Here is a 19607-nt window from a genome sequence, read left to right as displayed (position 1 = left end):
GCAAAGGTTTCGCATTTCCATTCCAGTAGAGAAAATAATGCGAGTTCCCTTAATACAGACTTGACCGTGACATACTAGAGGAACACTAATAAGTAGTCATGCAAAATAAATTTCCTAGTGAAGACAGGCAAGAGGCAATAAGGCAAGAGGCAAAAGCTTTATCGAAATGTGTAATTAATTTTGCTTAGGTACTTACTAAATCCGCTATCAGGACAGGCAACAGGCAACAGGCACTCATGCAAAAGGAGGAATAAATAATTAGTAAGGAATATTACAAATTGTTAACCGAGTCTTGAAAGCAAAGGTTTAAAATGTTTAGAAAGCTCTAACTGCGGTAAAACCGAGGCTCTTCACCTGACATTCAAGACAAGGAACAATAACACAGCACGATACTTGTGTCAAGTTTTCTACATAATTCTTAATATTTATCTCGTTTTTGCTCTCTCGCTCTCCTCGGTTTTCTCGACCGAATCGCTAAAATAATTAGGGGTGTTTTATTTTCGATGTCAGTCCATGAGTGAACCTGTAACCCTTGAGGATATTTACCAGCTATTCCGCGCTTCGGCCGAGGAGTTTGATCGCCGTTTAAGGGAAAGCGATCTTCGTCGGGCCGAAATGGAACGTATCTTTGCCGAAGCGAAATTAGAAAACGAGCGCCGTGCCGCCGAAGCGAAATTAGAAAGCGATCGCCGGGCTGCCGAACTTGAGCGCCAAGCTGCCGAAGCGAAATTAGAAAGCGATCGCCGGGCCGCCGAAGCCGAGCGCTCGATGGCAGAACTGAAACGCACCGTAGAACGAACCAGCAAAGCGGTAGATAGTTTGACCACTCGCTGGGGTCGATTTGTGGAGGAATTGGTAGAACCGGCGGTTTTACGGCTTTTTCAGGAAAAAGGCATTGATATTAAGGAAGTTTATCCCCGCGCTAGAGTCAAGCGTCAAGGTATCGCCATGGAAATTGATATCCTAGGGGTGGATGATACCGATCTTGTGGTGGTGGAATGTAAATCTCGATTATCTCAAGATGATGTAGATGAATTTATCGAAAAATTGACTCGTTTTAAAATCGCTTTTCCCCATTACAAAAACTATCGAGCTTACGGTGCAGTCGCTGGTATTGAAATTAACAAAGGTGTAGATCGCTATGCTTATAAAAAAGGCTTATTTGTGATTAAACCATCTGGGGATACGGTGGCAATTATTAATGATGCTGACTTTCAACCGAACACTTGGTAAAGAGATATATAGCATTTCCTAAGCTAGTGAGGTACACCTATTTTTCTTCCCTTTTGCCTTCTGCCTCTTGCATGAGTGCCTAAAACCCATAACTTTTGTACCTCAGCAGACTGAAAAACGCTATAATTAGGCATGAGAGCAAAAAGATGGAGTTGTGATTGATTAAGTCTAGGCAACCGCAATAAAATAAACAGGAGAATTTTTATGACTCGTTTAGTGGAATTTACCTCGGAGGAGGGGACTATTTACATCGAGGTGGATGAAAAGTTACCCTTACCCAAACCGAAACCAGAAGATGAACTTATTAGTCTAACAGATGAAATAGCTGTTAAAGCTGCTCAGTCTTTTGAAGACGTATTAAATGGCATAAAACCCGTGGCAAATGCCATAATTAATAAGGTCAAAAGTTTCAATGAACGGGAGCATCTCACTTATGCAATGAGTATTAATGCTTATAGCCGTCAACAACTAGAAAATCTTCTACTTGATCACAAAGAGAAATGAGATTATAATAGTTATAATTTACAATTCAGAATATATCTCGATGGGAGGAATAATTCAATGTTATCAGAAAATGAAAAAAGAATTAAAGAGTTATGTCAAGACTTAGGGCAATGTCTCTAAGCTGTTCAGCATCTAAATAGCGTATAATAGAAACAGTAACCTATTCAAATATCAATAGCTATGCCAGCCCCTAATCACTTGAATTCCGAACAAAAAGAAAAGTTACAAAAAGCACTAAAAAAAGAAGAAAATCCTTACATTAGAGAAAGAGTTTTGATATTGTTGTTGTTAAATGACGGGAAAACTCAAGTCCAAATCTCCAAACTCATTGGGTGTTCACTGCGAACAGTCTCTTATTGGTGTATTCCTGGAGATGCCAATAATTTAGATAGCTTGAAAGACAAGAGAATGGAGGGAAATTATCGAAAAGCGACGGATGAGTATATCAAAATATTGTTAGAGACAATTGACAAAGAGCCTCAAGAAATGGGGTATGAGTTTGGCCGTTGGACAGCCAAAAGATTAGCCACTTATCTGACAGAACAGACAGGTATAGAATTAAGTAGTTCTCAAGTCACGAACATTTAAAAAAAAAGAAGTATGTTTATATTTGGGCTAAATATAGTTTAGAAGATCGACAATATCCTGAAAAAAGAAAAGAATTTAAGGCTCTTCGGTTTGTGTTATGCAATGGACGGGGGTTATAAGGGATGGAACCCTTATATAGAAAGGCATTTAGCGATTTTTGTCAATTGTTTTTTATCTAGAGCGAACTAATCAATTAAGTCTTTTGCCAGATAAGGATTCAGTCGATTTATGCCCCCTATCGAACCATAACAAGTAACGAAGAGCCGAATTTAAACAAAAATTAGCCGAATACTTAAAAATAGCAAAAGAAGAGCCAAATAAGCTACAGGTATGGTTTTGGGACGGGGCTTTCAAGGTGGCGACGCAGGTTCGCCACACAGCCCCTCACGAAAGTGGATTCAGTTTAAGAGTCATTAGAAGAAAAACATGGGGGAAAAAAAGCCAAAGAAAAAAAGGTTCTTCGGTTTTTGTTATGCAATGGACGGGGGTTATAAGGGATGGAACCCTTATATAGAAAGGCATTTGGCGATTTTTGTCAATTATTTTTGATCTAGAGCGAACTAATCAATTAAGTCTCTTGCCAGATAAGGATTTAGTCGATTTATGCCCCCCTATCGAACCATAACAAGTAACGAAGAGCCGAAAAAAAGTTAGCGGACAAAGAAGAAGTGGTCGAGTAAATGCGATGGGAGGAGTGAGATATTCCGATAAAAAAAGATTCGTAGAATTCATCAAAAAAGGAAATTCAGAAACTTTTTATGAAGTGGTAAAAGTTTTTTATACAGAAATCATTAAAGAATGGGTGGAAGCGGGGAATAAAGAGGAGGATTTTCGAGAGAAGGGTCCAAAGATTGTCCTGATTCTCGATAATGCTAGTATTCACAAAAAAACAGATGTTGTTGGTAAAATTGCTGAAAATATGCCCAACTTAATTTTAGAGTATTTACCCGCCTATAGCCCAGATTTAAATATCATTGAATTGGTCTGGCACTCGGCAAAAGAATTTATCGCTCATCGACTTTTTAAATCAGTTGAAGAATTAGAATCTCTTTTACATCAACTTTTAAATGAAGGAGGTTTAATTATTAAGTGGGATCGCAAGTTGAAAAACAAGGGTAATTCTGTTAGGTTCTTCGGTTTGTCTTATGCAACGTACAGGATTATAAGGAATGAAACTCTTATAGAGAAAGACATTTGGCGATTTTTGTCAATTGTTTTTGATCTAGAGCGAACTAATCAATTAAGTCTCTTGCCAGATAAGGATTTAGTCGATTTATGCTCCCCTATCGAACCATACCAAGTAACGAATAGCCTTCTGTTAACGCAATTTAAATTACGAACAGCTTACCTCTGATCGTCATTTTGAACAAGCAGGATTTACTAAATTATTGTAAGATTGCATTATATAAAATTTGTTTATGTAACAAAATACATCAGCCAAACTTTTAAATGATTAGAAATCAAAGATCCTAAATGAACTATCAAAAAATCGAGGACATCTTTAACAAAAAAAATTAACTAAAAATAAATATGCCTAAAACCACAGATGCCATAAAAATCATTCATCAAATCATCGCAGACGATCCCACAATACAAGAACAAATCGCCCTAGAATCCATCAACGCAGAAATCGCACAACTGATTTATGACTCTCGTACAAAAGCTGGATTAACCCAACAACAACTAGCCGACCTAATCCATGTTGAAAAATCCGTTATTGAAGATCTAGAAGACGCTGACTATCAAGACAATCCCCTAATAATGCTGCAAAAAATCGCCACCGCACTCAATCAAAAAGTCAAAATGAGCCTTGTTAGCTAATCTGTTGAAAGCATTCGTTATCAAATTCTGATCCATCATCAAAAAATTGCCAATGAGGAACAAAAAAAATCCCCCGATGAAAACTTAATTAATTACTGAAAAAGAGAAATTAAAGGTTGAGAAAAAAGTTTATCTAGAGCAGAAAAGCGATTAAACAGAGGAAAATAAGCGATGATTTCAAACATTGAAAAACCCTTAAAAGTCAACCCCACCTTAGCCACCTTATTAAGTAGGGAGGCACAATTATTTGTAGGATGGGTTAGCGGTAGCGTAACATAATCGGGCGTTGGGTTTCATGCTTCAACCCAACCTTGTATATTGAGAGAGGTGGTAGACCGTCCCAACCTTGGTCGGAAAAGACCGCTTCGTAGCAAGGGTCACCACCATAATCTCCCTGACAAAACTCGAACAGTCGCCGGGGTCGTGGCGAAAACAATCAATTGTTAAGCTAAGAGACCGTATCGGGCAAGGATGAGTAAAATCAAGGGGATGCTCTCAAAAATAACCATCAATTCGGCAAATTTAGGTAAGTCCAATCATGGAAAATATCTCTCAATGGGTAGGCATTGACATTAGTAAAGCCACCCTAGATGTTTACCTCCGTCCCGTCGGTAAAGCCATGAAAGTTGCTAACACAAAGGAGGACATATCTAAACTGGTCGAGACCCTAAAATCTTACACGCTCAACCTCATCGTTCTGGAAGCGACAGGAGGTTGAGAAACTGAACTGGTGATTCAATTACAAGAAGCGGATTTACCTGTAGCCTTAATCAATCCCCGTCAAGGAAGAGACTTTGCTAAAGCCACTGGTAAATTAGCCAAAACCGATGCCATTGACGCTCAAATCTTAGCTCATTTTGGCGAAGCAATGCAACCGCAAATATTAGCGGTTGAGTCGGAAGAATCTCGTCAATTGGGCGACTTAATTAGTCGTCGCCGGCAACTTGTCGAGATGCGGACTGCCGAAAAAAACCGACGGGAACGCGCTCGCGGTAAAGCTTTGGTCGATATCGAAGCCCATTTAGAGTATCTCGATAACTGCCTCGAAAAACTCAATCAAGAAATTGAGGAATTGACCCAAGCTAACCAACAATGGCTCGAGAAAGTTAATTTACTCAAAACCGTGCCGGGGATTGGTCAAGTAATTTCTACTACTCTCGTCTCCGACTTACCAGAACTCGGTCAATTAACCGCCAAACAAATCTCTCGCTTAGTCGGTGTCGCACCGATTAATCCTGATAGTGGTCAACATAAAGGTAAGCGAATGATTCAGGGAGGTCGCGCTCAGATTCGGGCGACTCTTTACATGGGAGCGGTGGTAGCTATGCGTCATAATCCGGTGATTAAAACCTTTTACGAACGCCTAGTCGGACGAGGTAAATCAAAAAAACTGGCTCTGACTGCTTGTGTGCGGAAAATCTTAGTTATTCTTAATGCAATGGTTCGCCAAAATCAGCCTTGGCAGCTTGCTGACAATTTACCACCTTGTTCCTAGAGATTCACACTTTTTGTTATCTCTGATCAAGGGTTGCGCTTGCTTTGGTTTAACCTGAGCGACTTAGTTTTTGCTGCGCTTTTTTCTGGCTTGAGATTTTAGGTTCGACAGCAACTCCTTGATTGTTTTTTGAGTTACCCCTTGACAATCAAGACAGTCGCTACGTTCATCTAGTAGGGTTGATTCATGAATCAACCCTACCTTGAATCAACCCTACCTTGAATCAACCCTACCTTGAATCAACCCTACTGAATCAACCCTACCTTGAATCAACCCTACCCCAACCCCCCCGATGTTGGGGGGTTGGGGGCAAGGGGAGGAGGTTCGGCTAATCTAAAAATAAAGGGATATCTTGAAATTGTAGTTTCCTCATTTCAGATTTTGTCCCTTGCTCGCCTGTGGTAAAAGCGGAAGACCGGCTGGATTCCCTAAACAAATAAAAGCGGCCCAATACTTAGGAGCTTCATAAGGGCGTTCTAAATCAGATTTTTGACTTAATTCACGCAAATGGGCAGCAGTTCCTATACTGTGTTTTTCTGCCGATTTGATGGCATCTTCCGTTAGCCATTGGGAACGCATTTTGGCGATGGTGAGACGCTGGAGGCTAGATTTGGCTTTTCTCAAAGCTTCTGCTTTGCTAAGTTTTGCTTTCAGGAGATAATAATAGAAATACTGCATTAAGATAGTGGTAGCCACATCCTCCACTTTCCAAAGGCTGATAATAACGGTTTTTGCTCCTGCTTGGATGAAGGAACGACGCAAACCGATGAGGGTTTCTCCTGTGTAGAGGTCTCCTAAGGCGGTTTCACAGGCGGATGTTACTACTAACTCTGTCCCTGCTAAATTGATAGATTGCACGTCTAGGGAAGTTAATAAGCCATCTTCGGCTTTTTCGGGTAGTTTACCGCCGTTTAACATCGTATTCACCCCCGCAAAGGCTAAACCTGAACGCAACAGGGGATTTTGTCTGGTGCCGACTTGGAATCTTTCTGAGGCGGAAAGACTCGATAACATGAAGTTTTGGTTAATTGTGTCCAGTTCGGGGGTTATATCGCCGAGAAAGTAGCCATGAGTAGCAATATGGAGAATATAAGGGGCTTTTTGGGCTTTGGAGACAAGAGGTTTTAAAGCTTTGGCGGCGGTAACGGGTTTGACTCTGAGTATTTTAGCGATTTTTTCGCCTTCGATTTCGGTGCCGGGGAGGGAGTTGAATATTTGTCCTTGTCTAGAGGTGGCTAAATTGCGTAAGGATGGTTTAAAGGGGAATTTTTCCTCATTTTCAGCAGTTGATGGCGTGTTTTCGGGACTGGCTAAGTTATAGTCAGGGTTAGCGATAACGAGGGGATAGGTGACTTTGGCGGGAATTTTGGCTTTAAAGCGCAGGATATCTCGCCCTACATTTAAGAAGTTGCAGCGATATTCATCCATTAAGTAGCTGCCTTTATCGGTGGGTAAAATTTCAAAGGGTAAGCAGTTTAATTCGCCATCGGGACAGATAATTAATTCTTGGGTGAGATAAGGCTTGATTTTGTCAAATATAAGCTTGCTTAGTTCAATTTTTGACAGTATATCCTCTTGTTTCTTAAATACGGCCACACTTAATCCTCGTGGGTTTTCTACCGATTCCCGAAACTCTTTCACTAATTTGTCTATGGGTTCAGCTTCTCCTAAATCTATCATAGTTAGCTGTTCTGGGGCTTGGGCAGGTAGGATAAAGGCAAGATAGCGAGGGGGAAAGGATGCAGCGTCACCGTTGGCGGGAATTGCCTGAAAATTGTAGTTATTAAACCTAATAAATTCAATTAGGGTAGTTCCTTCGGGTAATTCTAAAGCGATGGTACGAAAATCAGCGTTTTGCAGTTCTTTTTCGAGGTTAAGTTCGGGGATATTTAATTCTCGTTCGAGGTTTTCTGCTTGTTGTTCGAGGGATTTAATTTCTTGTTGGTAGTAGGGAAGTTGTTCGGGGGTGGGTATATCAAAACAGCGTTTGGCGAGTTGTTGTCTGATTTGTTGCCATTGTTGGAGTTTGGGGGCAAGATGGGCGTATTGTTGGGATAAAAGGGCGATTTTTTGCAGGATGGCGGTTTCGGTTGCGATCGCTTTCCGTCTTAAGATGAGGTTATAGGCAGATTGTACCGCTTCGGGGCTATTAGGAAAGTGTTGGAAAACTAGGGAGAGAAATGTTTCTACTTTATAGTAGTTTTGTTCAAGATAGTTGAGGCGTTGCTTATCGGTGCTGATGCTAAAAATTTTCGAGATAGTTTTTAAGTCAATTTCCGCTGCTTCTTGCATTAATTTTAGTGCTTCTTCTGGGTGGTTGGTTGCTGTATATAAAAGGGCTAAATTATATAAAAAATATGCAAAGTGGGGATGTTTACTCCCAAGACTTTGATGGCGAATTTTTAAGGCTTGTTGTAACAGAGGTATAGCTTCCCCATACTCCCCCATTGACTTGTATAAAAGGGCTAAATCATTTAAACAAGCAGCATAGTGAGGATGGTCAGTTCCAATAGTTTTCCGTTCAATCTCTAGAGCTTTTTGATAGAAGAATAAAGCATCTTTATACTGTTTAATTGACTGATATAAATTAGCTAAAATATGCAGGCAAACTGCATATTCATGATGGTTATTTCCAATACTTTTATGTTGAATCTCTAGGACTTGTTGCAACAGAGGTAAAGCATCTTCATACTGTCCCATTGACTGATATAATATGGCTAAGTTATTCAGAGCATGAGCATAGTCGGGGTGGTCAGTACCTAAACTTTTGCCAAGAATTTCGAGAGCTTGTTGATGAAGAGGTAAAGCTTGCTCATACTGTCCCATTGACTTATATAATGCGGCTAAGTTATTCAGAGAACCAGCATATTCAGGGTGGTCAGTACCTAAACTTTTACCACGAATTGCGAGAGCTTGTTGATGAAGAGGTAAAGCTTGCTCATACTGTCCCATTGACTTATATAATGCGGCTAAGTTATTCAGAGAACCAGCATAGTCAGGGTGGTCAGTACCTAAACTTTTACCTAGAATTTCGAGAGCTTGTTGATGGAGAGGTAAAGCTTGCTCATACTGTCCCATTGACTTATATAATGCGGCTAAGTTATTCAGAGAACCAGCATAGTCAGGGTGGTCAGTACCTAAACTTTTACCTAGAATTTCGAGAGCTTGTTGATGGAGAGGTAAAGCTTGCTCATACTGTCCCATTAACTGATATAATATGGCTAAGTTATCCAGAGAACCAGCATAGTCAGGGTGGTCAGTACCTAAACTTTTACCACGAATTTCGAGAGCTTGTTGATGGAGAGGTAAAGCTTGCTCATACTGTCCCATTGACCTATATAATACGGCTAAATTATATAGAGACTCAGCATAGTTAGGGTGGTCAGTACCTAAACTTTTACCAGTAATTTTGAGAGCTTGTTGATGGAGAGGTAAAGCTTGCTCATACTGTCCCATTAACTGATATAATACGGCTAATTTATTCAGACAATTAGCATATTCAGGGTGGTCAGTACCTAAACTTTTACCAACAATTTCGAGAACTTGTTGAGAGAGAGGTAAAGCTTGCTCATACCGTCCCATTGACTTATATAATATGGCTAAAAGATTCAAAGAATAAGCATAAATAGGCTCATTAGTTAGTGAGTAACTTTTGGCTAAATCACAGGTTTGTTGAGCGAAGATAATCCCTTGCTCATATTGCCCCTGCTGATATAGCATTCCTAGGGTTTGGTTATACTGTTGTATCTGGTTAATTATGGATTGATTGATGTTACTATCTTCCTTTGATAAACTAAGTTTTTGTTGCTGATTATTGTTGCTGATTGATCAGAGTGATTAATGGGTTTTTCTACCACCTTAAACCGCTTATAAAACACCTCACTATTACCCTGATTAACCTGAATAAATATCTCCTACAATAAGTTGTTAAAAACCTCCGTATTGTTCCAACGATAGATACTGAAATCTCGACGATCAACAGTTAATATTCTTCCATGTCCTAGATGCTCTGCTAATACAATCAAAGAAGCGTCTGCCATATCCATCGGTAAGTTAGCGTAACGATCCATTAATTCAATCATTCGTTCAATATGATGATTTTGTAAATGAAATATTTCAAAGTTATCGTTAACCAATCCCTGCAAAAAGTTGATTTGCGCCTGATTACCTATTCTGGCTAAGAGTAAATAACAGGTTTCGGTGATAACAGGATAGGTGGTAATTAAGGCTTCATTTTGACTATAAATAGTTTGAATGGCTAACGAGTGATCTTTGTCTTTTCGATTGCCAAGAGCGAGAAAGAATCCTGTATCAGCAATGATCATTTTTTTCGGATAGGAGTGAATGCAAAATGTTTTCTGAGTTTTCGGCAAAGTCAGCCTCTGCTTCAAAGCTACCGATAAAGGAACTTTGTTTTAATTTAGCTAGGGGATCGTGTGTTTTTTCTTGGAGTTGTTGATAGCGTAGTTCAATGGCTTGTTGAATGGTTTCTAAAGTATTTTCTTGGGTGGTTTGTTGAATATAGGCTAGTTTTTGAGCGTGTTCATCGTCTAGTTGAATAGAAATTTGCATTGTTTTTTCCTATTTTATGGGCAATTACTGTTGACAATGGGCAAGGGCGATTGCTGGCATGATGCGATCTAGTTATACTATTGTATCTGGTTAATTATGGCTTGATTCATGTTACTATCCTCCTTTAATAAACTAAGTTTTTGTTGTTGATTATTGTTGCCGATTGCTCAGAGTAATTAATTGTTTGTTCCACCACCTTAAACCGCTTATAAAACACTTCACTATTACCCTGTTGACCCAATTTAATAAATATCTCCTCAAGACGCTCTTGACTTAAAATAATATCTGTAGGGTCAGATTCCCCATTAACCCAAGATAAATCAATGGGTTGCTCTGTGACAATTGCCAGAAAATATTCATCTCCTACTGCATCATATTGGAAAAATCGAGCTAGTCCTTCAGACGGGGGTAAACGAAGTCCTTCTGACAGCTTAGTATAAGGAACATAGGCAAATGCTCTTGAAGGACTAAAGAGATAAAAATTTCCTTCTACCGTCTCATTAATTAATAATAAATATTGACCATTGTCAGGTAAATTAACCCATAAATAATGGGGCTTGTTAAGATAAATATAATTACCCTTATCTGGCTCTGGCTTAATTACAGTACCATTCATAACTAGACCCCTTTTTGAACTCCCGTTTGAGGCTCCTCCATTAGGGGATTTTTCTCCCTCAAAATTTTCATTAATATCCAGCATCGTTAACTTATTACAAGCAGGTGCAGCAACTTCTTTTGCTAATTCCCAACCCATCCGAGGAAATTTTTTCTCCCATAACCATTGATAAGTCACTTGATGAGGTTCAATTGAATTCTGAGGTTTTCCTTTCTTCTCATATTTAGTAGTAATTAAATTGACACTTAATTCTAATCCATCGTCTATCATCGCTTGTTTAAACACATCTACCATTATTCTCCTAATTCTTTTCGCATATTCATTAATAGTTGCTTCCGTATAATGAAGATTATGCTTATCTTTCATTATTTCGACAATTTCACTTCTTTTTTTATCTTGATTTTTTGGATTATATAGAAGTTGAAATAAACAACTATGATCTTGATTTTTTATCAAACCAGTACTTTGCAAGATCTGGTTTAGAAATGCTTTTTGCAATAGGTCTTTATCTTTAGTTCCTATCCTGTCAGGAATGCCAACCATTTTTAGTTCAAAAATAATCAAAAAATTAATGGAGATATTTAGAGATTACATCATTTTCTCGGATTTGTCAATATTTTGATGAGAAAGAGAAAGCACTGTTATTAATTGTTATTTAAAGTTATGTACGGTTATTTAGAGCTATTTAGAGTTATTTAGAGTTGTTGGCTGATACCAATTTGTTATTCAGTATCTATTGAATGTTATTTGCTCTGAATGTTTGACTTGAATCATCAACTTAATTAATTCACAGGAGTTGACAGCTAATGCCAGTTTACAACGGTACAATTTACAATGACTTCTTGTTCGGCAGTTTCGGTAATGACACCATGTACGGGAATGAAGGGAATGATAGCATTTACGGCCAAGGAGGCAACGACTACATCGACGGTGGAATAGGCAACGACTACATTGATGGTGGAGATGGTGCAGATATCATCTTCGGCCGCGCTGGAAATGACAATGTCTTCGGCGGAAACGGTAGTGACTTGCTCATTGGCGAAGCGGGTGCTGACACTTTATCAGGCGGAAACGACACTGATTATCTCTTTGGCGGAGCCGACAACGATGTTCTATTAGGAGGCGCTGGGAATGACTTTGTCTATGGCGGCTATGGCAATGATATCCTCACTGGCGGCACTGGTGCCGATGCCTTTTTTTTCGGTTCTCTTCTAGAAGGAGTTGACGTAATCAAGGATTTTCAGTGGATAGAGGGCGATGTCATCCAAATCAGTAAGTCCGGATTTAATGCTAGTAGCCTTAGCCAATTTAACTACAATAGCTTAACAGGTGGGTTAAGTTTTCTTGGGCAACAATTCGCAACCATTGAAAATCGCCCCGCCGGGTTTGCTGTCTCTTTCGATGTTCAGCTTATTTAACTAATTGGGAGTGGGCGGGCGAATCTTTTGGTTCGCCTGTTCCAGACGACTGGGGAATTTTTGCTCACTGGTCAAACTAAAAGCATGAACCTTGTTCTCAAGGAACAAAAGATAACGGCTCTTCTCGACTTTGTGTGATAATTTTTGCTTATGGAATCGTGAAATGTTGACTGAGAAGGACTTTTACGACTATTTTGCCGAAGAAACTATCAGTATAGGCTTCGTTTCCACACATAAACCAGAAGAGCCAGATAACGAACAACAAAAAAAGAATTAATTTTTGAGGAGCAACAAAAATGTTCAATCCCTGCAACCCCAAATATCCCTTATTTACTTTTGCTCTTGCTTTATTCGTTGGCGGTATTACTAATCTAAGCAGTGCAGCAGAGTTTAAATTTCCTGATCAGGTTGATATTTACGTTAAATCCTTAGGAGGTGGTGCTGGTGCCAATTCTGAGTTTGGTCTTGGGACTACTTCAGAAAACTTTGTTCCGGTTCTTTCAGGATTGCCGAATAATCCATCAACAAACAGTGAGGTTTTTTTGGGGTCTTTTAATCCAGATCAACCAATTCCACTGGCGGTTCTAACTAACTGGAATGGTCAAAGTTTTTTCGCTACAATTGGAGGCACAGATAGGGCTTCACAAATAGTTTTTTCAGATCTAGATAATAGCCTTGGTTTCGGAGGAAATACATTTGAGTTACTAGATACTAATATCTTCTTAGCTCATCTTGATGACGCTGCATCTTTCACTGTAGATGATGATGACGATGATGTTCTTGTTCAGATTCGTGTTGCATCTAAAAGAACGACTCCAGAATCCAGCAGCGTTCTTGCTTATATTACCCTTGGGGGTTTAATACTAGGGAGTGCTATCCGCAAAGCCAGAAAGTGATCGCAGATATTGTAGCTCGCTATTGGGTTGTTGTCAGCTGAGACCTTGGGGTAGCAGATAGATATCTAGAACATCTTTACTGACATCGCTCCCCACCCATGTTTTTTCTTGTGTCATCGAAAATTTTGGGTCTGAAACCCCGTCGTTCTACGACGGCTTTACTGTTAAATATGAGCATCGTTTACGAAATATATGCTAAAACGTGAGGTATGGAAAAAGCCTACTCGTTTCGATTTTACCCCACACCAACACAAGAGTCGCTATTGCGGCGCACATTGGGCTGTGTAAGATTAGTTTACAACAAAGCTCTCCACGAACGAACACAAGCATGGTACGAAAAGCAAGAAAGAGTAGGCTACGCTCAAACTTCTTCAATGCTAACCGATTGGAAAAAACAAGAAGAATTAGACTTTTTAAACGAAGTAAGCTGTGTACCTTTACAACAAGGGTTAAGACATTTACAAACAGCTTTTACCAATTTCTTTGCTGGTCGTACTAAGTATCCTAACTTTAAGAAAAAACATCAGGGAGGAAGTGCCGAATTTACCAAATCAGCCTTTAAATTTAAAGACAGACAAATCTATTTAGCCAAATGCACAGAACCTTTACCTATTCGATGGTCAAGACAAATACCAGACGGATGTGAACCAAGTACAGTAACAGTCAGATTACATCCTTCTGGACGTTGGCATATTTCAATAAGATTTGATGACCCAACAATTAAGCCATTACCAGTAACAGATAAAGCCATCGGAATTGACTTAGGAATTAGTAGCCTTGTGATTACCAGCGATGGTGACAAAGTATCTAATCCTGAGCATTTTAACAAGCATTATCGGAGACTGCGAAGAGCATCTAAAAGTCTTTCTCGAAAACAGAAAGGGTCAAAAAATCGGGAAAAGGCAAAAATCAAAGTAGCAAGGATTCACGCTCAAATCACCGATAGTAGAAAAGACCATTTACATAAGCTAACCACTCAATTAGTTCGTGAAAAACAAACGATTGTGGTTGATAATTTAGCCGTCAAGAATATGGTCAAAAACCCGAAATTATCTCAGGCAATATCTGACGTTAGTTGGGGAGAAATCACTAGACAATTAGCCTACAAATGCCGTTGGTATGGGAGAAACTACATCGAAATAGATAGATGGTTTCCTAGCTCTAAAAGATGTAGTAATTGCGGGTATATTGCTGAAAAAATGCCGTTAAATGTTCGAGAGTGGGATTGTCCAGACTGTGGGACTCACCATGACCGAGATATTAACGCGAGTAAAAATATTTTGGCCGCAGGGCTTGCGGTGTCAGTCTGTAGAGCGACCATAAGACCAGAACAGAGTAAATCTGTTAAGGCAGGTGCGAAAAATCCTTCGGGAAAGAAGCAGAAACCTAAATCGTGAGGTTTGGGAATCACCGTCCGTTTACGGCGGTGAGGATGTCAAAGTTTATAACGCTCTTGGAGGGAGTCTGGCAAAAGTCTTACAGTCTCTAAACCCTAGCTCTCTTATGGAGTAAGCCTTCAAGCTATCGCTAACTAACAGAAACCCTAAATTTGAGTTTTTATTAGAAAAAAAGTTAGCCATCACTTGTCAACCAAGGGTTTCAGAATCTGGATTCGGTTAGGGATTTCCGAAAGTCCCAGAAGAGCGTTACTAGGATTGAGTTATTTTGTCCCTTTGAATACTCGTCCTTGCGAATAGGAGGTTTAAAGCCTAAGCGCGATTGTTCGAGCTTGTATCCTCGGGATGACGGCGTGGCTCCGGTGGCTACCTAACGGTGTCAAGCACCTCGGTTGAACTGGATGTACAAGCCCTTTTTCAGAATATAGGCACCCAAGCTACAAAGCGGTATTTTTTACCTAGGTTGGGACGGGTTGCCTGCTTCTCAAGATACAAGGTTGGGTTGCGGGAAGTAAAACCCAACATCCTCTACTAAGTGAGACTAAGAAATTATGTCTCACTTAGTAGCTTTTTCCTGGTTGCAAGGCTCTGTCCCGACCCAAGCAGGAGTCCTAGTTCCTAAGACCCATACTTTTTCTGGCAACAAGACCCGCCGAAGCTCGTTTATCGCGCAAGGAATAGTGGTCAAGATATATTTGTTAAGTAGTCTGACATAAATTCTGTTGTCTATCTTAAGAAATGTAAATTGCCGCAATTCTTACTGACGACCGACTTGAAAGAGGCAGGGGGCAGGAGGGAAAAGTACCACTTTCAGGCTTGGCGGTGCCAACTTTGGCATCGGGACTGACGACCGACGACCGACTCCTTACCCCACAGTTAACTTTACTTTTGTCCAACTACTTAGAGCATCGGTTTTTAGATTTATTCAGCCAACCCTACTTATGAGATGCACCCGAAAAAATAAATCTGATTTGTGAATAAACACTAAACATTATAACATTAGAAAACTAAACCTGTTAGAATCAGAGCAACAGTAAATGCTTGTAATCCTAATTAGAACATGGTCAATAGTATTTTAATGATTCCTATTCATTTGGATGCTCTCTATCTGAAAAGAGATCGCCTAGTTGTAGAGGCGATGGCAGATTTGAGCATAGTTCCTTATTTTAATAGAAAAAGAGACGTAAATCCGAATATTGCTCATATCAGCGAGGAGATTGTTTCCCAACCCTTTCAAAATCAAAATCTCTACCTGAAAGCGGGAATCCATTTACATTGGGCGTTACCCGATGCTTTAACAAAAGGGATTCAAGATAGCGATAAAAAGACAGTTTTCCCATCAGTTCCTAATCGCTGGTTAGTAACACGCACTCTTAACGGCAAAAAACGTCAATGGGTAGTGGAGAGTGATTATCTTTATCGGGAAGGAGAAGGGGAGCAGTTAGGTAGTATTGTTTATCCCATTGAGATAAAAAATGGTAATGGTAATCATCAACCATTTCGCTATTTAGGTCGCAAACTGCCTATAGAAGCTTGGTTAGAAAATGATCCCAAGGCTGAATACTTACCCTTATTAACTGCCGTAGGTTATGGTGAACCGACTTTTGCGGCTTTTTATCCCAATTGTCACAGCGTTTTTGGATTTTATGATGATTATTCTCCTCAACCTACTGATAGTTTACAGTATGATGTGATTGGGTGGTATCGTCAATTAGAAAAGGATTATTTCAATCAATTCATCAAATCAAAATCTCAATTAACTACACAAGAATTAATCAAAGCGATACAAGAAGAATTCAAGTGGGACATTCCCGTTAAAAGCAATGAACAAATACCTCAAAGAATGCTTTGCTATGCCCGCTTAAAGTTTGCGTCTCCAACCAATACAGAGAGAGAAATTTCGGTAGAAGTGGCTGTAGGAAATACGGGAACGGAGGCATTATCCGCTTATTTAGGTCAAAAAATTGACAACAATTCTCGATCTATTATTGAAGATCAATTAGAAGCTTTAACCCTATCTTCTAGTCTAGAACATCGGCAGTTTGATCTAACGGCTAAGTTTGAGGAAGCACGCCATGAAAAAGGGTTTAATGCGGTCTCATCTGGCAGAATATGGACAATTACTTTAGGAAGCACAAACACTACAACAGCAAATGCTGAAGATGCTCAAGCTCAGAGCGAAGTTACTTTACCCGATAATATAGCTCCTAAACTGAATCAGCTTAATCTCTCTCAACAGAAATATGACTGCACTTTCGATGAAATTGAGTCAATGCGTCGGCAACTCTTTTCTGATTGGTATAAGTATATGTTAAGTGCTTATCCCCCCCAAGGTAGCACCGCTCAGTATCCTGATATTGATGAAGTTAAATATTATATTGAGGAGAAGGGAATTGAACCTTTAAAGGCAAAACTGAATGATCTAGAGAATTATGAAAAGTTATTGAATAAATCTTTAACTCAATTACAACAGGCGATTACTCAAGTAAATATTACCCAGTGTAAATTAAAAGTTAGTGATATTTTAGACTGGGAAAAATTGATTAATCAGTTAGAACAGGGAACAACAGAGCCAATTAAAAGAATTAAGCAGTTAATCCCCGATTTGGCCAGTAAAATTGCAGGGGAAAACCAAGGAAAAATTATAGATGCCTTAAATTTAATTTTTACTAAAAACGAAACAGAGCCAATTAAAAGAATTGAGCAGTTAATCCCCGATTTGTCCAGTAAAATTGCAGGGAAAAACCAAGGAGAAATTATAGATGCCTTAAATTTAATTTTTACTAAAAACGAAGAAGAATTAGTCCGTTGCAATCGTCTGCTTTTAGAAGTTTCTTTCCCTCAGCTAATTTTAAAAGCTCCACCACCTTATACCCTGAAACCTATTGCCGGTTCCCGTTATTGGCAACCAACAGAACCAGTTGTCTTGATGGCGGGGGAAGGGGTAAAACCCACCATTCGCCATGGACAAGATGGAAGATTGAGGGATGATGGACTGTTAGAATGTGAGATTTTACAACAGGAAGAGGACATTTTTCTCAATGGATTTTCGTCTATTCTCGGTAAAATTGATCAGATAGCAAACAATAAAAAAGGGGAACATATTGGCTTTAACACTTGGGAAGAACAACCTTGGCATCCGTTTTTACTAGAGTGGGAGGTAGAAGTTTTTCCACTCCAAAATGGCTGTAATCATGGCATCTATAATCATCAATATGATGCTGAGTTTATTACGGGTAATTATACCTTGAAAGAAAACGAGCCAGAGCTTTCTTTACAGTACGGAAAGGGGGCTGTTCTTAAAGCTGCTAATGTTTATAGTGGTCGGAGTATTTTAACACCCCATGCCGGAATTAAGCTTAAGGAAAAAATAGAAGTTTATTTAAAGAAACAATTACCTGATGAGGCTAAAGAATATTACGAACTAAACCTGTCTGAACAAGAAGAAGCTTACCAAAAAAGAATCCAAGATTGGTATAAGGACAAACCAAATTCTTTGACCAACTTAGACCAACAAGAAAAGATTCAAGCCATTCAAGCTTGGTATGAGCAAAAACCCTGTTATGATCCTAGTAATCCTAATTTAATTTTCACTAATCTATTCTCGGATCAAAAAGCTAAAGACCCCATTTATACTGCCATTAGAGCTTATCAAAATCTTTTAAGCCTAAATTGTCTATCTCAAGCTTTAGGAGGGTTTAACGAGGCTTTATTGATGCACAAACAGACCTTACAGTTACCTATTGCTGATCCTTTAGGATTTAATGATTATCAGCCTTTTACAAATGAAATAAAAGAAATGGTACAACAAAGTGTCCGTAGTGCGCCAGAACCTTTAAATGATTTTAACCCAATTCGCTCAGGGGTAATGAAGATTTTGCGGTTACGGTTGGTGGATACTTTTGGACAAGTGAAGGATTTAGATATTAGAAATATTATCACTCCTGAACAGATGACGACTCCAGGCAGTCCCTATCTGATATCTTTACCCCCTCGTTTGGTACAACCGGCGCGTATTAATTTCCGTTGGTTATCTGCAATTGAAGGGGAACAGGAAATGAATAGTCATCCAGCTACTACTCCTATTTGTGGCTGGATATTGCCTAATAATTTAGATAATAGTCTCGCTATCTATGATAATCAAGGTAAGGCGTTGGGTTCGATTAATCAATTAGCAAAATGGCAGGCTGCGCCGGGGGAAAATACGGTTATCCCCTTTGATAAAATTGATGATCATTTACAAAAAGTGATTAACTATATTATTAAGCAGGGGGCAGAATTTTTGTCTAATTTTATTTCGGCTTTAGATAGTGGTTTAGAAAACATTGATCCCGAAAATTCAGCGCAAAATCAAGGTTTAGCACTGTTAATGGGACGACCTATTGCCCTAGTCAGAGCTTCTTTAAATTTGGAATTAGAGGGACTTCCAGCTATTAACCAAGATTGGGGGGGATTTTGGCAAGACTTAAGACGTAATTTCCGAGAAACGGATGGCTTTGAAAAGGTCAAGTTTCCAATTCGTTTAGGGGAATATAAACAGTTAAATGATGGTTTATTAGGTTATTGGTTGGAAGGGGATAATGGAAGTCTCAAGGATGTATTTTATGCCCCTCAAAGTGATTTAGAGGGAATTAATCATCCGGCTATTAAATTTCATAATGGTAACAATCCTTGGCATATTGATCTTAATCTAAAAGATTCACCCACTTTATTGACTATGCTCATCGATCCCAGAGGAAAAGTTCACGCAACTACTGGAATTTTACCGACGAAATCAATTGATATTCCCCCGGATCAATATCAACAAGCGTTAGAGAAAATAGAAATTACTTTCTTCTCTGCTCCTATCTTGACAGATTATGGTAAAATTAATTTAGCTTTACCTGATGAAGTTGGTTATCAGTGGTCATGGTTGGAGAAAGAAAAGGAACAATGGTCAACTGCCGATAAAATAGGTCAAACTAATGTTAATGCTATCTTCTCTGGCAAGCAAGAAATTCGAGAGGGATGGTTAAAGTTAAGCACCAAAAAAGAGCCACCCAACCCTAATAGTCCTAATCCGTAAGT

At 39.2% G+C, this 19607-nt stretch carries 11 protein-coding genes and 4 pseudogenes; 11 read left to right on the top strand and 4 right to left on the bottom strand.

The features are described from left to right. The first annotated feature begins 513 nt into the window (after nucleotides 1-513). From VL20_RS03460 to VL20_RS32195, 7 genes and pseudogenes are all read left to right on the top strand, one after another. Nucleotides 514-1233 (top strand): hypothetical protein, encoded by a 720-nt coding sequence (locus VL20_RS03460; protein ID WP_052275620.1) that lies wholly within the window; start codon nucleotides 514-516, stop codon nucleotides 1231-1233. A gap of 204 nt (nucleotides 1234-1437) precedes the next feature. Continuing rightward, on the top strand, nucleotides 1438-1737 hold the full coding sequence (locus VL20_RS03455; RefSeq protein WP_284525993.1) for a CU044_2847 family protein: 300 nt from the start codon (nucleotides 1438-1440) through the stop codon (nucleotides 1735-1737). Nucleotides 1738-1917: 180 nt separating this feature from the next. Further along, nucleotides 1918-2405: pseudogene (locus VL20_RS03450) on the top strand (IS630 family transposase); the annotation flags it as partial. 179 nt (nucleotides 2406-2584) lie between these two features. Continuing rightward, nucleotides 2585-2770 (top strand): annotated as a pseudogene (locus VL20_RS27105) (IS630 family transposase); the annotation flags it as partial. A 195-nt stretch (nucleotides 2771-2965) separates the two neighbouring features. Next, a pseudogene (locus VL20_RS03445) lies at nucleotides 2966-3451 on the top strand (IS630 family transposase); the annotation flags it as partial. A 404-nt stretch (nucleotides 3452-3855) separates the two neighbouring features. Continuing rightward, nucleotides 3856-4146 (top strand): helix-turn-helix domain-containing protein, encoded by a 291-nt coding sequence (locus VL20_RS03440; RefSeq protein ID WP_002764160.1) that lies wholly within the window; start codon nucleotides 3856-3858, stop codon nucleotides 4144-4146. Between the two features lie 538 nt (nucleotides 4147-4684). After that, a pseudogene (locus VL20_RS32195) lies at nucleotides 4685-5641 on the top strand (IS110 family transposase). Between the two features lie 369 nt (nucleotides 5642-6010). Here VL20_RS32195 and VL20_RS27095 read toward each other — a convergent pair. The 4 genes from VL20_RS27095 to VL20_RS03415 all read right to left on the bottom strand — a co-directional run bounded on the left by VL20_RS27095 (nucleotide 6011) and on the right by VL20_RS03415 (nucleotide 11393). Then, nucleotides 6011-9361 (bottom strand): CHAT domain-containing tetratricopeptide repeat protein, encoded by a 3351-nt coding sequence (locus VL20_RS27095; protein WP_128575129.1) that lies wholly within the window; start codon nucleotides 9359-9361, stop codon nucleotides 6011-6013. A gap of 194 nt (nucleotides 9362-9555) precedes the next feature. Beyond that, a complete protein-coding gene (locus VL20_RS03425; protein WP_012264691.1) occupies nucleotides 9556-9966 on the bottom strand; it encodes a type II toxin-antitoxin system VapC family toxin in 411 nt (136 codons plus the stop codon). Then, nucleotides 9953-10213, bottom strand: coding sequence for a hypothetical protein (locus tag VL20_RS03420; protein ID WP_002758926.1), 261 nt, complete (start codon nucleotides 10211-10213; stop codon nucleotides 9953-9955). Before VL20_RS03420 ends, VL20_RS03425 begins: the two co-directional genes overlap by 14 nt. A gap of 124 nt (nucleotides 10214-10337) precedes the next feature. Then, complete coding sequence (locus VL20_RS03415) at nucleotides 10338-11393, bottom strand: hypothetical protein (RefSeq protein WP_284525992.1); 1056 nt, start codon at nucleotides 11391-11393, stop codon at nucleotides 10338-10340. Nucleotides 11394-11635: 242 nt separating this feature from the next. On the opposite strand from VL20_RS03415, the gene VL20_RS03410 reads away from it, so the two are divergent. The 4 genes from VL20_RS03410 (at nucleotide 11636) to VL20_RS03395 (ending at nucleotide 19605) form a co-directional block, all read left to right on the top strand. Further along, nucleotides 11636-12247: a calcium-binding protein gene (locus VL20_RS03410; RefSeq protein ID WP_052275619.1), complete on the top strand. Its 612-nt coding sequence runs from the start codon at nucleotides 11636-11638 to the stop codon at nucleotides 12245-12247. 296 nt (nucleotides 12248-12543) lie between these two features. Then, nucleotides 12544-13143: a hypothetical protein gene (locus VL20_RS03405; protein WP_052275618.1), complete on the top strand. Its 600-nt coding sequence runs from the start codon at nucleotides 12544-12546 to the stop codon at nucleotides 13141-13143. Between the two features lie 209 nt (nucleotides 13144-13352). Then, nucleotides 13353-14540, top strand: a complete 1188-nt coding sequence (locus tag VL20_RS03400; RefSeq protein ID WP_052275617.1) for an RNA-guided endonuclease InsQ/TnpB family protein — start codon at nucleotides 13353-13355, stop codon at nucleotides 14538-14540. Nucleotides 14541-15600: 1060 nt separating this feature from the next. After that, complete coding sequence (locus VL20_RS03395; protein WP_284525991.1) at nucleotides 15601-19605, top strand: hypothetical protein; 4005 nt, start codon at nucleotides 15601-15603, stop codon at nucleotides 19603-19605. The last annotated feature ends 2 nt before the right edge of the window (nucleotides 19606-19607 follow it).

It is taken from the genome of Microcystis panniformis FACHB-1757 (assembly GCF_001264245.1).
Classification (GTDB): Bacteria; Cyanobacteriota; Cyanobacteriia; order Cyanobacteriales; family Microcystaceae; genus Microcystis; species Microcystis panniformis.
Note: the sequence above shows the minus strand (reverse complement) of the source record. Positions and strands in the feature narration are given on the sequence as shown.

Coding starts and splice junctions, on each gene's coding strand:
- VL20_RS03460 (WP_052275620.1), top strand. CDS start 514: ATGAGTGAACCTGTAACCCTTGAGGATATTTACCAGCTATTCCGCGCT.
- VL20_RS03420 (WP_002758926.1), bottom strand. CDS start 10,213: ATGCAAATTTCTATTCAACTAGACGATGAACACGCTCAAAAACTAGCC.
- VL20_RS03405 (WP_052275618.1), top strand. CDS start 12,544: ATGTTCAATCCCTGCAACCCCAAATATCCCTTATTTACTTTTGCTCTT.
- VL20_RS03395 (WP_284525991.1), top strand. CDS start 15,601: ATGGTCAATAGTATTTTAATGATTCCTATTCATTTGGATGCTCTCTAT.
- VL20_RS27095 (WP_128575129.1), bottom strand. CDS start 9,361: ATGCTATATCAGCAGGGGCAATATGAGCAAGGGATTATCTTCGCTCAA.
- VL20_RS03455 (WP_284525993.1), top strand. CDS start 1,438: ATGACTCGTTTAGTGGAATTTACCTCGGAGGAGGGGACTATTTACATC.
- VL20_RS03400 (WP_052275617.1), top strand. CDS start 13,353: ATGGAAAAAGCCTACTCGTTTCGATTTTACCCCACACCAACACAAGAG.
- VL20_RS03425 (WP_012264691.1), bottom strand. CDS start 9,966: ATGATCATTGCTGATACAGGATTCTTTCTCGCTCTTGGCAATCGAAAA.
- VL20_RS03410 (WP_052275619.1), top strand. CDS start 11,636: ATGCCAGTTTACAACGGTACAATTTACAATGACTTCTTGTTCGGCAGT.
- VL20_RS03440 (WP_002764160.1), top strand. CDS start 3,856: ATGCCTAAAACCACAGATGCCATAAAAATCATTCATCAAATCATCGCA.